This window comes from Rhodoferax sp., from assembly GCF_010365055.1.
Taxonomy (GTDB): Bacteria; Pseudomonadota; Gammaproteobacteria; order Burkholderiales; family Burkholderiaceae_C; genus Rhodoferax.
In genome coordinates this window covers 1-12,194 of record NZ_JAAFHA010000028.1, presented here as the reverse complement: position 1 = coordinate 12,194, position 12,194 = coordinate 1, and the positions used below count along the sequence as shown (strand labels likewise).

Annotated in this window: 11 protein-coding genes and 1 tRNA gene; 1 reads left to right on the top strand and 11 read right to left on the bottom strand. The window is 62.4% G+C overall.

Annotation, left to right across the window (positions count from 1 at the left end):
- Positions 1-4: 4 nt before the first annotated feature.
- The 10 genes from GZ093_RS08625 to GZ093_RS08580 form a co-directional block, all read right to left on the bottom strand.
- A complete protein-coding gene (locus GZ093_RS08625) occupies positions 5-157 on the bottom strand; it encodes a DUF3096 domain-containing protein (RefSeq protein ID WP_296484888.1) in 153 nt (50 codons plus the stop codon).
- Between the two features lie 166 nt (positions 158-323).
- Entirely contained in the window at positions 324-1,169 is an 846-nt protein-coding gene (locus GZ093_RS08620; RefSeq protein WP_296484886.1) for a GGDEF domain-containing protein, read from the bottom strand.
- Positions 1,170-1,266: 97 nt separating this feature from the next.
- Positions 1,267-1,341: transfer RNA gene (locus GZ093_RS08615), tRNA-Arg, on the bottom strand.
- 37 nt (positions 1,342-1,378) lie between these two features.
- Positions 1,379-5,269 carry a translocation/assembly module TamB domain-containing protein gene (locus GZ093_RS08610; protein WP_296484884.1) on the bottom strand — a complete coding sequence of 1,297 codons (3,891 nt, stop codon included), beginning with the start codon at positions 5,267-5,269 and terminating at the stop codon, positions 1,379-1,381.
- The gene (locus GZ093_RS08605; RefSeq protein ID WP_296484881.1) at positions 5,269-7,134 is read right to left on the bottom strand and encodes a BamA/TamA family outer membrane protein; all 1,866 of its coding nucleotides are present in this window, start codon (positions 7,132-7,134) and stop codon (positions 5,269-5,271) included. Before GZ093_RS08605 ends, GZ093_RS08610 begins: the two co-directional genes overlap by 1 nt.
- A complete protein-coding gene (locus GZ093_RS08600; RefSeq protein ID WP_296484878.1) occupies positions 7,131-8,342 on the bottom strand; it encodes a hypothetical protein in 1,212 nt (403 codons plus the stop codon). The genes GZ093_RS08605 and GZ093_RS08600 overlap by 4 nt, the downstream gene beginning before the upstream one ends.
- A gap of 8 nt (positions 8,343-8,350) precedes the next feature.
- On the bottom strand, positions 8,351-8,758 hold the full coding sequence (locus GZ093_RS08595) for a type II toxin-antitoxin system VapC family toxin (protein ID WP_296484874.1): 408 nt from the start codon (positions 8,756-8,758) through the stop codon (positions 8,351-8,353).
- Positions 8,755-9,126 carry an AbrB/MazE/SpoVT family DNA-binding domain-containing protein gene (locus GZ093_RS08590; RefSeq protein WP_296484873.1) on the bottom strand — a complete coding sequence of 124 codons (372 nt, stop codon included), beginning with the start codon at positions 9,124-9,126 and terminating at the stop codon, positions 8,755-8,757. The genes GZ093_RS08595 and GZ093_RS08590 overlap by 4 nt, the downstream gene beginning before the upstream one ends.
- A 62-nt stretch (positions 9,127-9,188) precedes the next feature.
- Complete coding sequence (locus GZ093_RS08585) at positions 9,189-9,782, bottom strand: GNAT family protein (RefSeq protein ID WP_296484871.1); 594 nt, start codon at positions 9,780-9,782, stop codon at positions 9,189-9,191.
- 29 nt (positions 9,783-9,811) lie between these two features.
- On the bottom strand, positions 9,812-10,666 hold the full coding sequence (locus GZ093_RS08580; RefSeq protein WP_296484868.1) for a MoxR family ATPase: 855 nt from the start codon (positions 10,664-10,666) through the stop codon (positions 9,812-9,814).
- A gap of 102 nt (positions 10,667-10,768) precedes the next feature.
- Between GZ093_RS08580 and GZ093_RS08575 the strand changes: the two genes are divergently transcribed.
- On the top strand, positions 10,769-11,434 hold the full coding sequence (locus GZ093_RS08575; protein ID WP_296484866.1) for a c-type cytochrome: 666 nt from the start codon (positions 10,769-10,771) through the stop codon (positions 11,432-11,434).
- A gap of 60 nt (positions 11,435-11,494) precedes the next feature.
- On the opposite strand, the gene GZ093_RS08570 is transcribed toward GZ093_RS08575, so the two are convergent.
- Positions 11,495-11,929: a DUF1841 family protein gene (locus GZ093_RS08570; protein WP_296484863.1), complete on the bottom strand. Its 435-nt coding sequence runs from the start codon at positions 11,927-11,929 to the stop codon at positions 11,495-11,497.
- Between the last annotated feature and the right edge of the window lie 265 nt (positions 11,930-12,194).

The window sequence follows — 12,194 nt, the reverse complement described above, 5'->3', positions numbered from 1 at the left end:
CCACTCAACGCAAGAAATTGCCCGTTCCAAACAGCCCGACCAAACCGACCATGATCAGATAGATGGCCACGATCGTCGACAGCAGTCGCGGCATGATGAGAATCAGGATGCCAGCGATGAGCGACACGATGGGAATCAGGTGGAGGGTGATGTTCATAGCGAGCCTTTTTTTGTGATGAATGTTTAGGGCGATTGCATCGCGCAGGTCAATCCAGCGATGCCGGTTTGCAGCTTACAAGAACGGCTTGCTTTCCTCTGTGTGTTGACGCACAGAGGTCAAGTTTTTGCCGACATCCGGAGTTCCCGTTCCGTGCGGTGCGCGCTCACTGCGCAAAGGCATAGCGGCAGCTGCTTTTCTTCGCGCGATACATGGCCTTGTCCGCGCCCTGAATCAAGGCTTCCGCGGTGTCACCGTCTTTCGGGAAGATTGAAATTCCCAGACTGGCGCTGATGCTTTGATTGACAGTGCGATCACCAACCTGGAACTGACACGGTGCCTGAATGGATGCAATGATTTTTTCTGCGACCACCGAGAGGTCTTGCTCGTTTGTGACCGCCGTGAGCAGGTACAAGAATTCATCGCCCCCATGGCGACTCACTGTGTCATCGTCGCGCACTGTTTCCGTGAGTCGTGTCGCAATTGTTTTCAAGACGCTGTCACCGGCGTCGTGGCCATAGGAGTCGTTGATCTTCTTGAAATCATCCAAGTCGATGAACATCACGGCCAAGTTCCAGCCGTGCCGTTTCGCCTGCGCCAGACCGTGTTCCAGCCGGTCATTGAACAACACCCGGTTTGGCAGGCCAGTCAAGGAATCATGAACGGCAGCGTGGCGAGAGGCTTCTTCTCGTTCCGTGACGGCCTCCAGCTTACTCTCAAGCACATGTCGCTCATGGACCTCGGCCTTCAGCGCCGCATTGACGATCGACAGCTTGTCGGCCGCCTCCTGCACTTTGTCTTCAACGGTTTCGCTCTTTTCAAGCGCCTTTTCGATACCGGGCGGTCGGCTCCGCGCCTCCAGCCCCTGCTTCAAATCCGAGTTGACCGAAGACAGATCCTGCGCGGCCTCATCCACCAGGACCTTGACTTTCTTGGTGTCACCCAGCACTTTGGTCAAAGCCTTGACCGGCTTGCTGCGCTCCGGCACATTCGCGTTTGGATTGGTTTTCATGGACGGGCACTGCCGAAGAGTGTTGGTGGGTCATGTTATCCGGTGACACCGTTTGAGGCCACAGAAAAACCCGCCACGGTGAACAATGTGCGGCGCTTGGTGCCTCCGACGGGAATCGAACCCATATTTGAGACTTAGGAGGTCCCCGTTCTATCCATTGAACTACGGCGGCTAGGCGCGCCATTGTAAGGGGCGGCGGCCCGCAAGCTTCAGTCATAGCGGAGGGTGAAGATCAGGTCCACGGCGCTTTGCTCGCCGGCCTGCGCACGCAGGGTGAAGCGGCGCGACAGGTCATAAAAGATATAAAGCGTGCCCAACGTGCCCGCCAGGCTGCGCTCGTAGGCGACGTAGAAATCCTGTGACAGGCGCTTGCCCAGCGTCACCGTGGCACCCCCTGTGCTGCCATTGGTGCTGGCGCCGCCGCTGATCGATAGTTCGTCCAACCCCAGGGCCTGCGCCAAGCCGCTGGAGATGCCTTTCTCATTGCCGCCAAGCAGCGCCAGTGCGGCCTGCTGCAGCATCGCCGTCTCGGCGCCACCGCTGGCGCCCGAGCGCCCGAGCACCAGCCAAGCCAGTTTTTCGGACTCGGGCAGGTCGGGTTCGGCATACAGGCGCACCACCGGGGACAGCGCGGTACCGCTGATCTGCACGCCCACGCGCTGCTGCAAGTTGGGCCGAATGGCCAGAATGTCGAGCGCCGGGTTGTCATAGGGACCGAAGAAGCGCAGCACACCTTGCTCAATGGCAAGCTGCTGGCCATAGGCCCGGTAAGTGCCACGTACCGTGCGCAGCGCGCCGCTAAGGCTTGGCGTCAGGTCGCGCCCGGCGCTTCGCAGTTCCAGACTGCCCGCCAGCCGGGTGGCCAGGCCACGCCCGCGCACCTGAAAGTCGGGGCCGAGGTCAAGCGTGATCGCCACGTCGGGCGCCAGGCGCTGGTCTGCCGTGGCCGTTGATGTGGTTGCGGCCGCGGTTGGTGCCGGCGTGCCTGCCTGCACTTTCGCAGGCTCTCGCACCAGCACATCGCTGCCCAGCTTCGGCACTGTGTCTTCCGGCAGGATAAACAGGGCCGAGTCGGCTTTGAGGTTGCCGCGAATCGCCAGCTTGGCATCCAGCAGGCGGGCGGACAACTGGCCCGATACCACCAAACGCCGATCAGCGCGTGCGCTGACACGCAAGGCCGCCAGCGTGGCCTCGAGTTCCATGCGCAGGCGAGCGACGGCCTTGGCATCCGGGCCGGCCGCTGGCAACCACCGTACTGAGCCTTTGATGGAGAGCAGGCCACCGCTGGCGCCGCCCGCCCCCTGCAGGGTGAATTCATCAATGTTCAGTTGTTGACCCTCCAGGCTGGCGCGCAGCCGCCCGTGGCTGAAATCAATGCCATCGACCACCGAGCGTACCGCCAGGTCTTGCGCCGACAAGTTGCCGCGCCAAAGCGGCGCACCACGCGTGCCCGACAGCATCGCGTCAGCCTCCAACGTGCCACGTAGTCGCCAACCCGGCGGCGCCAGCAGCGACCAGGCACCCACCGGCGGCAGTTGAACCTTGAGGCTGCCGGCCAGCGCGGCATCCGAGGGCCAGGTCCAGCTGCCGTCCTGGCGTTGCAGGCGCGTGCTGAACTCGGCGCGGGCCTGACCGGCGCGCTCGCTGTCCCAGTTCAGGCTGGCGGCAAGCCGATCGCCCTCGGTCGTGACCAGCAGCCGTGCGGCCCGCACCCCCGCATGCACGGTGCTGCTGGCGGCGCCATCGGTCTGCAACAGCAGGTCACCACTGGTGCGCTCCAGCGTGGCGCGCACGCGCAGCGTCTCGGCACTGGTGGCATCCCACTGGCCGCCAAACAGCAGATCGCCGCGCAGGCCGAGATTGGACATCTGGCTTTGACCGAGCAGGTCCAGCCAGGCCAGCGGCAGGTCTGTGATGCGACCCTGGGTGCGCCATTCGGTGCGCGCGGTCGTACCGGTCGTTTGCTGCGACCAGCGAAGCGGTTGCCAATTCAGCGTGGCCGTGCCGGGCACCGGGCCCGTCAAGCGTGCCGCGCCGGCCGTGGTGTCCAGCGTTCGGGTGGTGCCACTTTGCTTCCAATTGACGCTGACGCTGTCGCTCAACTGCACGGTCCAAACGCCGGGTTTGCGCGTGTCCCGCGCGCTCAGTTGGGCGGCGTCCAGGCGCGCCTGCCAGAGACCCTCGTTGATCCGTCCGCCACTCGCTTGCGCCTGCAGTTGCAGGCGCTGCGTGCCGGTCTCGACCTGGCCTCGCGTTGACAGGCTCAGGGCGCGCAGCGTGCCTGACAGGTCCGCCTGCCAGTCGCGCAAATGCAGGGCCTGCTCCTTGGGTTGGCCCGCAGCCTGCAGATCGAGTTTGGGCGCACGCAGGCTGGCCTCTATCTGCAAGCCTTGCCCTTGCTGTTGCCAGCCGCCTTGCCAGCGACCGGTGAGATCAAGCGCGCCCTGCACAGATGACTGACTCAAGAATAAGGGGGTGCCTGGCAGGCGGGCCAGCCAGCGCGCCGCGAGTGCCGCATCCAGGATGCGCGCGCTCAACTCGCCTTGGCCGCGATCGCTGGCCATGTGCCCGGCCAACGCCGCTTGGACGCCCGGCGCACTCAGGGTGAGCCGGCCCTCGGCCGCCCGGCTGACAGTCTGGAATGTCAGCTTGCCTTGTAGCTGCGCGTCATCGGTCTGCACCGACAGCGTGCTCAGCGTCAACGTCGGCGCGGCCCACACGCCTTGGGCATGGATGGTCTGCAGCCGCAGGCCGTCCAGCGTGCGCTTGAGGGTGGCATTGTTCTCGGCCAAAGCCCTCTTGGGGACAGCAGTCCTGGTGTCGGCGCGCTTGTCTTTGGCGGGTTGCAGGCGCGCCTCGAAGGCGATGCCCGATGGCGCCTGCTGCGCGCTCAAATGGCCGTCCAGCGTGGTGGCTGCCAACCGTGAGTCCAGTGCCGCGGTATTGATGCCATGCAGGGTCGCGCTGCCCTGCCACTGGGCTGAACTGGCGGTGCTTGTGGCAGCGGTGAACGCCCCTTGGCCTTCAAGGCGACCACCGGCGCCGTTCGCCTGCAGCGACTTGACCGCCCACTGCCCGTGCAGGAACTCGACCTTCGCATCAAGCTGCTGCAGCGGTAGGCGCTGCAGATCCCACGGGCCGCTGAGCGTGTTAGTGACTTGCAGGCCGGCGTGCCAGCCAGGGCCTGCCGGGGTGACGCTGGCGCTGCCGCCGAGTCGCGTCTGCGGTGCTTGCGGCCACAGCGCAGCCAGGTCCAGCGCCTGCCAGCGCGCCTCCAGGCTGGCGACCGGTTGCGGCTGCCAGGGCTGGATGCTTGCTTTGATGTTGGCTTGCATCGTCTGCGCACTCCCGCCGGGCGGTGACGTCAAGGACGGCACCAGCTCGGCTTGCAGTGCCAGCGCCGCCTCAGGCCCGGCCAGCGCCCCCGTGAGGGTGGCATGAGCCTGCACCATGACCGGCTGCTCGCGCGATGGCACGTGGCTTGCCACGCTGCCGTCCACCTGAACCGACAAGGCCATCGGCGCCTCGGCCTGCACCTTGGCGCTGATCTGGTAGTTTCCAGATGAAATATGCACCTGGCCCGCGTCCAGTCTGTGCGAGTAGCTATCAAAAATATAATGCCCTGTGAACCCGGTGGCGGCAAGCGCCAAGCCGCCCGAGCCGGAGAATTCCACCGTATCCACGCTGAACGGCACATCCACTTTCAAAGGCAGGCGCAGGTTGTTCGGCGGTGTGCCGGCAACCGGCGCCGCGGCGGGGCGGCGGTCTTCAATGCGCAGGCGCCGGGCCGCCACCTGGCCCAGGCGCAACTCACCGCCCAAGAGCGGACGCAGCGACCAGGCAATCGTCACGTCAACCAGTTCGACGCTGAGCTCACCCCGCTGCCAGCGCAGCCAGCCGATGCTGCCGCCGCCGCGCAATGAACCGCTGACATCCTTGGCCTGCAGCTTTTGCCCGGCGGGCAGGTAGCGCGCCAACTGCCCCAGCGAGCTCGCCAGCGAGCTGCCGGTACCGCTCCACACCCACAACGCACCCGCGAGAGTCAGCGCCCCCAAGAGCGTGGCGGCGAGCAGATAGAGGCTGATGCGCAGGGCCTTCATCAGAAGCTGAACCCCACGTTCAGGTGCAGGCGAAAGCGCTTGACCGCCACGCCGTAAGCCAGATCAATCTGCAGCGGCCCGACCGGGCTCCTCCAGCGCGCCCCAACCCCGACACCGACCTTCGCGCGCAGCTCGGCCGGCTTGTCGGCCACGGCGCCGGCGTCGATGAAAACGGTGCTTTCCCATTCGCTCAAACGGCCGTCGCGTGCCATCGGGCGCTGCCACTCCACGCTGCCCACCGCCAGGTAGCGGCCCGGGGTGATTTGTCCATCGGGCAGCGTAACGCCGAGGTCTCGGTAGCCATAGCCGCGCACCGTGTTGTCGCCGCCGGTCAGGAACAGTTGGGTGCTCGGCAGGTTGACGCCGTCCTTGGCGAGTACCGCACCGGCCTGCGCGCGCAGCGCCAGGCGGCCGGCGCGCACGGCGCTCGTGTCCCCATCGGCGCTGCGCCCCAATGGCCAATAGCCCAGAGCGCGCGTCAACACGCGGCCAAACAGGTCCCGCTGAGCGCCCAGCGTGCTGCCGCCGCCGACCTCCGCGCCCCATCCCCAGCCGCTGTTGGGAAAGGGCAGACTGTCAAAGTTGCGCAAGGTAAAGGCGTAATTCGCGCTCAGCGCTGATGCCGTGGCCGGTGCCGTGGCCTCGCTGGTGGCGGTGTCAGCCCGGTCATATTGCAGGTAGTAGTTGCGGTCTATCCGGTCGCCCATCTGGCTGCGGCCAGCGCGCAGACTTTGGCTGTTGATGTCAAAGCTGCCCAGATTTTGATTCTGCAGCTGGGCAGCCGTGACCCAGCGCCAGTTGTCCGCGTCGGGTCGCGAGGTCAGCTCCGTGCCGATCGAACGTGTCTCGCGATCGAGCATCAGCTTGCTGACAGCGCGCCAGCCGATGCCCGGCACTTTGTGGTGCGTGTGTTCGACCGACAGGCGGGCGCCGCCGTCGGTGCTGGCGCCAATGCCCAGCACCAGCTTTTGCAGACGTGCCTCGCGTAGCTGCACCAACACCGGTGTGCTAGAGGGGTCGCCCGAGGTGTCGAGCGTGAGAAAGGCCGAGTCGAAGTAACCGCTGTCGGCCAGGCGCTGCTGCGCGGCCACGAGTTGCGCCTGGTCGTAGCTGGCGTTAGCGGGCAGGCGCGCCAGCCGCGTCACCAGTTCGGCGTCATAACGCTCCAGTCCGCTGATCACCAGGCCACCGAGCTGGTAAGACGGCCCCGAGTCCAGCGTGACCTTCAAACGTGCGCTGCGCGCGACCGGATCAATGTCGGCCAAGGTGGCGCCGAGTTGTCCGGTGGCGTAGCGTTGGCTGGTGAGTTGGCGTAGCGCCTGCTGCTTGGCGGCGGCCCAGCGGGATTGGCTGAAGCGCATGCCAGGTCGCAATGACCAGTTGTCTTCAATCTGCTGGCGTTGCTGGTGGGCCGCCGGTTCGGTCGCGATCGGCCCCTTGAACTCGACCTCGACTTCACCCACGACGGTCGGCTCGCCGGGCACAACGTTCAAGGTCAACAAACGCGTCGCGCGGTCGCTCTCGGCTGCTTTTTGCCTGAACTCGATCTCTGGCGAGAAGTAGCCCAGCGTGGCGACCAGTTCCCGGACATTTTTTTCGGCATCTAGCAGCAAGCGCGTCAGTTCGCTGTCGCTCAGGTCCGTTAATTCCCGGTAACGCAAGAGTTCAAGGTGGCGCCCGAGCAGCGCGCGAATTTCATCGGGCCCCTCAATGGTGAGTTCAAACGCCGGCTGCGCCGGTGCAGCTGGCACGTCGGGCGTTGACGCCGCAACGGTTGGACTGGCTTCCAGCGCTTGCGCCCACAGCAACGCGGGGATGCCCGTGAGCATCATGGTCGCAAGCAGACTGAGCAGCGCCCGCTTCATTTGGTCAACAGTCGCATGGTGTCTTCCAGGCCCTTGAGGGTGAGTGGGAACATGCGCTGGTTCATGAGTTGCTGCACGACGCTGATGCTCTGGCGGTACTGCCACACGCCTTGCGGCTCGGGGTTGATCCAGGCAAATTTGGGAAAGGCGCTGGTCAGCCGCCCCAGCCATTCCACCCCGGCCTCCTGGTTGTTGTATTCCACGCTACCGCCGGGCTGCAGAATTTCATAGGGGCTCATGGTGGCGTCGCCAACGAAAATCAGCTTGTAGTCCTTGTTGTACTTGCGGATGATGTCCCAGGTCTCAAACTTTTCGCTGAAGCGGCGCCGGTTGTTCTTCCACATGAAATCATAGACACAGTTGTGAAAGTAGTAAAACTCCAGGTGCTTGAATTCGGTCTTGCTGGCGCTGAACAGCTCTTCCACCCGGGCAATGTGCTCGTCCATGGTGCCACCGACGTCCATCAGCAACAGCACTTTGACGTTGTTGTGGCGCTCGGGCACCATCTTGATATCCAGGTAGCCCGCGTTGGCGGCCGTCGACTTGATGGTGTTGTCCAGGTCCAGCTCTTCTTCGTGGCCTTCGCGGGCAAACTTGCGCAGGCGGCGCAGCGCCACCTTGATGTTGCGCGTGCCCAGCTCTTGCGTATCGTCGTAGTCCTTGTAGGCGCGCTGCTCCCAGACCTTGACCGCGCTCTTGTTTTTGCCAGCGCCCCCAATGCGGATGCCTTGCGGGTTGTAGCCCCCATGACCAAACGGGCTGGTACCGCCGGTGCCGATCCACTTGCTGCCGCCTTCGTGGCGCTCCTTCTGTTCTTCAAAGCGCTTCTTCAAGGTCTCCATCAACTCGTCCCAGCCCATCTTTTCAATGGCGGCCTTTTCTTCGGGACTCAGGTTGAGTTCCAGCATCTGGCGCAGCCAGTCGAGCGGCACTTCTTTGGTGAAGTCGGCAATGCTCTCGACACCTTTGAAGTAGGCGGCAAAGGCGCGATCAAACTTGTCGTAGTGCTTTTCGTCCTTGACCAGCGTGGCGCGGCTCAGGTAGTAGAAATCCTCAATCTTGTAGCCGCTGGCCTGGGCGTCAGCCTCAGGCTCGGGCGCGTTGGGGCCGACGACACCCTCTTTAAGCGCTTCGAGCAGGGTGAGGAATTCCTTCACGGAGACCGGCAGTTTGGCCGCGCGCAGGGTGTAAAAAAAGTCAATCAGCATGGTGTTGTTCAGAGCCAGTTTTCAAGTCGGAGGCTGGGCACCCGTTCAAACTCGCGGGTATTGTTGGTCACCAGTATCAGGTCTTGGGAGAGCGCATGGGCGGCGATCCAGAGGTCATTGCCGCCGATGGGCGTGCCTGCAGCTTCAAGCTGTGATCTTGCGGTGCCGTAGTGCTGGGCTGCGTCAGGGGGCAGGGCCAGTACGGCCACTGCCGTCAGCAGCGCATCAAGCTGGTGGGTCAGCTGGGCGGCACGGCGCGATGGGTGCAAGCGGCTCAGTCCGTAACGCAATTCACCGGCGCTGATGATGGAGATCGCCAGCACTTCTGGCGCACTGTCCAAAATGCGCTGATTCAGGGCGGGGGAGGCGCCCCGCAAGAAGTAGCTGATGATGTTGGTGTCAAGCAAGTACATCATTTGCTGAGCGTCTTTTTGCGCGTGCTCCGTGTTGCTGCTGGTTTAACTGTCACGGGTTCAGGTTGCGCTGGTCCCAGCAGTGCATCCCAATCGCGCTCCTGTGGCTGAGGGTCATCGATGAGAGCTTCAACGCGGCTCCACTCTTCGCACTCTTTGGTACTCGGCTGCGGCAAGTGTTTGAGGATGTCTCCGACAGTTTGCCGCTTAGCCCGCAGGATGACTTCATCACCGCGCCGCTCAATTTCTACGACCTTGGCGTCAAAGCGAAATGCTTTTGGCAAACGCACCGCCTGGCTGTTGCCAGAGGTAAATACGGTGGTGGTCTGCCTGGATGACGCCGACTGGGATTGGGGTGTTGAGTTGCGCATGATGGCCTCACTTTGTATATCTTTTGAGTATATACATTTCAGGCGAATTTGTCCGATTCAATTCAGCGCGGCTTGTCCAGCAAATACAGCAATTGCGCCTTGGCCTCCGGCCATTCGCCGGCGCGCATGCTGTACATCACCGTGTCGCGAATCGTGCCGTCGCGCCGCAAGGCATGGCCGCGCAGCACGCCGTCCTTTTTGGCCCCCAGGCGCTCGATGGCGGCTTGCGAGGCGAAGTTGAAGTTGTCGGTGCGCCAGCCCACCACGTTGCAGCCCAAAGTCTCAAAGGCGTGCGTCAGCAGGACCAACTTGGCAGTAGTATTGACGTGGCTGCGCTGGCTGCTTTTGGCGTACCAGGTCCAGCCAATCTCGACGCGCCCAATAGCCGGCACGATGTCGTGGTAGCGGGTACTACCCAGCACCTTGCCAGTGGCGCTGTCCAGCACACAGAAGGCAAAATGATTACCCGCCTCACGCATCGCCAACGCATTCTCAATGTAGGACAGCGTTTGCCCCGGCTCGGGCACGGAGGTGACGCGAATTTTCCATAGTTCACCATCGGCGGCGGCGGCGCGCAAACCGTCCGCGTGATGCAATGCCAGTGGCACCAATGCAATGCCGCGTGCCGCCAGGGTGACAGGTTCAACGAAGGCCATGGTCAATTTCCGGGTTTTGAATCTGCGCTTCAGCGGTTATGCCGCTGCATGAACACCAATTTTTCAAACAAGCTCACGTCTTGCTCGTTCTTCAGCAATGCGCCGACCAGCGGCGGCACTGCCACCTTGTCCGCCGGGGTTTGCAGCACGTCAAGCGGAATGTCTTCGGCCAGCAGCAGCTTGAGCCAGTCCAGCAACTCGCTGGTGGAGGGTTTCTTTTTGAGGCCCGGCAGGCTGCGCACGTCATAAAACGTTTTCATGGCTGCGCTCAGCAGTTCTTTTTTCAGGCCGGGAAAGTGCACGTCAACAATGCTGCGCATGGTGTCGGCATCGGGAAACTTGATGTAGTGAAAGAAGCAACGGCGCAAGAAGGCGTCTGGCAGTTCTTTTTCGTTGTTCGAGGTGATGAACACCAGCGGCCGGTTTTTGGCTTTGATCAGCTCACGGGTTTCGTAGCAATAGAACTCCATGCGGTCGATCTCGCGCAGCAAGTCGTTCGGAAACTCGATGTCGGCCTTGTCGATTTCATCAATCAGCAGGGCCACCGGCTCGTCAGCGGTAAAGGCCTGCCACAGCACGCCCTTGAGGATGTAGTTGTGAATGTCTTTGACGCGCTCGCCGCCGTCTATGCTGGACAGCTGCGAATCGCGCAGGCGGCTGACCGCGTCATATTCATACAGGCCCTGTTGCGCCTTGGTGGTCGATTTGATGTGCCACTGCAGCAGCGGCATGTTCAAGGCGCCTGCCACCTCCTCGGCCAGCATGGTTTTGCCGGTGCCGGGCTCGCCCTTGACCAGCAGTGGCCGCTTGAGCGTGATGGCGGCATTGACCGACAGCATCAGATCCGGGGTGGCGACGTAATTTTGGGTTCCGTGAAATTTCATGGTGGTGACTTGATTGGGGGAAGCAGCAGTGTCGTAGAAGAAAGTTGACCGATATAATAATTCTCTGATCTATCTCAAACTTTGGTTGATTGTCCCAGCAAAATGAATAAATTCCTGTCGCCACTGTCTGCCGTGCTGCTCGCTTGTGTCACGGCTTCTGCTGCCAACGCACAGGACCTCACCGGTGACGCCAAAGCGGGTGAAAAGAAAATCGCCATGTGCATCGGCTGCCACGGCATCAAGGGCTACCAGGCCAGCTTTCCCGAGGTGTACAAGGTGCCCATGATCTCAGGCCAGGGCGCCAAGTACATGGTCTCAGCGCTGAGTGCCTACAAAAAGGGCGACCGCAAGCACCCCACCATGCGCGGCATTGCGGCTGGCCTGAGCGATCAGGACATTGCCGATGTCGCGGCCTATTATGAAGCGAATGACAAGGCGCCAGCGACGCCGGCACCAGGCCCCGCTGCCGCAGGCTCGGCCCAGGTCACAGCGCTGTTGCAAAAAGGCGCCTGCGTGTCTTGCCATGGCGACAACTTCAGCAAGCCGATTGACCCCAGCTACCCCAAAATTGCCGGCCAGCCGGCCGACTACCTGTTTGTGGCGCTCAAGTCTTACAAAGCCGAAGGCAAGGCGCTGTGGGGCCGCAGCAACCCCATCATGGGCGGCGTGGCCAAGCAATTCTCCAATGCAGAACTCAAAGACCTGGCAGGCTACGTCAGTTCGCTGCCGGGTGTGCTCAAGACCTTGCCGCAAGCCAAGTTCAAATAAGACGACACGGCGCGTCACAAAAAGCCGCTTGAGTCCAAGCGGCTTTTTTTCGTCCCCCTATCAGTCGCGCGTGGCGCGCTCTTGCACGCAGGCGATGTAGGACGCGCCATCGGGCGGACACCCCGCACGCTGACTCTCCCAGATCATCTGGCCCAGGCACTCCATCACCTCATGGTGCGCCAGGTGCAAGGAATCGAGCCGGTGCGTGAGCAGCTCCACCGCCTGGCGAATGCCGCGTGGCTGGTCAATGCTGCACTGCTCGCTGATGGACAGGTGCATCGACAAATGCAGGAACGGATTGGTCTGGCCGTCCTCAGTCGTCTGCATGCCAGCCAGGGCAGCGTCTACATCAGCGAACTCGGCGTGGTACTCGGGGTGCTCATCCATCCACAAGCTCGCCAGTGTTTCGATCGCCTCCATCGGCTGACCGGCCTGGGCTTTGGCATAGATTGAACAAAGAAATCGGCGGACATCCGCTTGTGAGGGTGAAAACATAATGAAACGTATTGTCGCGCCCTGTCGAATGCTTTGCGTCAGCCTGCAACGGTATCGCGTAAAAATCCAGGTCATTGCCCAGCACTGCTGCGATCCTGGAACAGGTTTAGTTGATAATTATTTCGATAGCTAACTGTGTATATTCGACGCGGGCCAGAGGCCGTTTTGTTGCGCGGGTTCAAGTACGAAGTGCACCGTTTGAAAAACGGTTGGGCCAAGAGCAAATAGGATGAGCTCTTTGTGACCAGCCAGTCTCGACGAGCAC

Excerpts from the sequence above, each read along its gene's own strand:
- GZ093_RS08625 (WP_296484888.1), bottom strand. The coding sequence starts at position 157 with ATGAACATCACCCTCCACCTGATTCCCATCGTGTCGCTCATCGCTGGC.
- GZ093_RS08620 (WP_296484886.1), bottom strand. The coding sequence starts at position 1,169 with ATGAAAACCAATCCAAACGCGAATGTGCCGGAGCGCAGCAAGCCGGTC.
- GZ093_RS08610 (WP_296484884.1), bottom strand. The coding sequence starts at position 5,269 with ATGAAGGCCCTGCGCATCAGCCTCTATCTGCTCGCCGCCACGCTCTTG.
- GZ093_RS08605 (WP_296484881.1), bottom strand. The coding sequence starts at position 7,134 with ATGAAGCGGGCGCTGCTCAGTCTGCTTGCGACCATGATGCTCACGGGC.
- GZ093_RS08600 (WP_296484878.1), bottom strand. The coding sequence starts at position 8,342 with ATGCTGATTGACTTTTTTTACACCCTGCGCGCGGCCAAACTGCCGGTC.
- GZ093_RS08595 (WP_296484874.1), bottom strand. The coding sequence starts at position 8,758 with ATGATGTACTTGCTTGACACCAACATCATCAGCTACTTCTTGCGGGGC.
- GZ093_RS08590 (WP_296484873.1), bottom strand. The coding sequence starts at position 9,126 with ATGCGCAACTCAACACCCCAATCCCAGTCGGCGTCATCCAGGCAGACC.
- GZ093_RS08585 (WP_296484871.1), bottom strand. The coding sequence starts at position 9,782 with ATGGCCTTCGTTGAACCTGTCACCCTGGCGGCACGCGGCATTGCATTG.
- GZ093_RS08580 (WP_296484868.1), bottom strand. The coding sequence starts at position 10,666 with ATGAAATTTCACGGAACCCAAAATTACGTCGCCACCCCGGATCTGATG.
- GZ093_RS08575 (WP_296484866.1), top strand. The coding sequence starts at position 10,769 with ATGAATAAATTCCTGTCGCCACTGTCTGCCGTGCTGCTCGCTTGTGTC.
- GZ093_RS08570 (WP_296484863.1), bottom strand. The coding sequence starts at position 11,929 with ATGTTTTCACCCTCACAAGCGGATGTCCGCCGATTTCTTTGTTCAATC.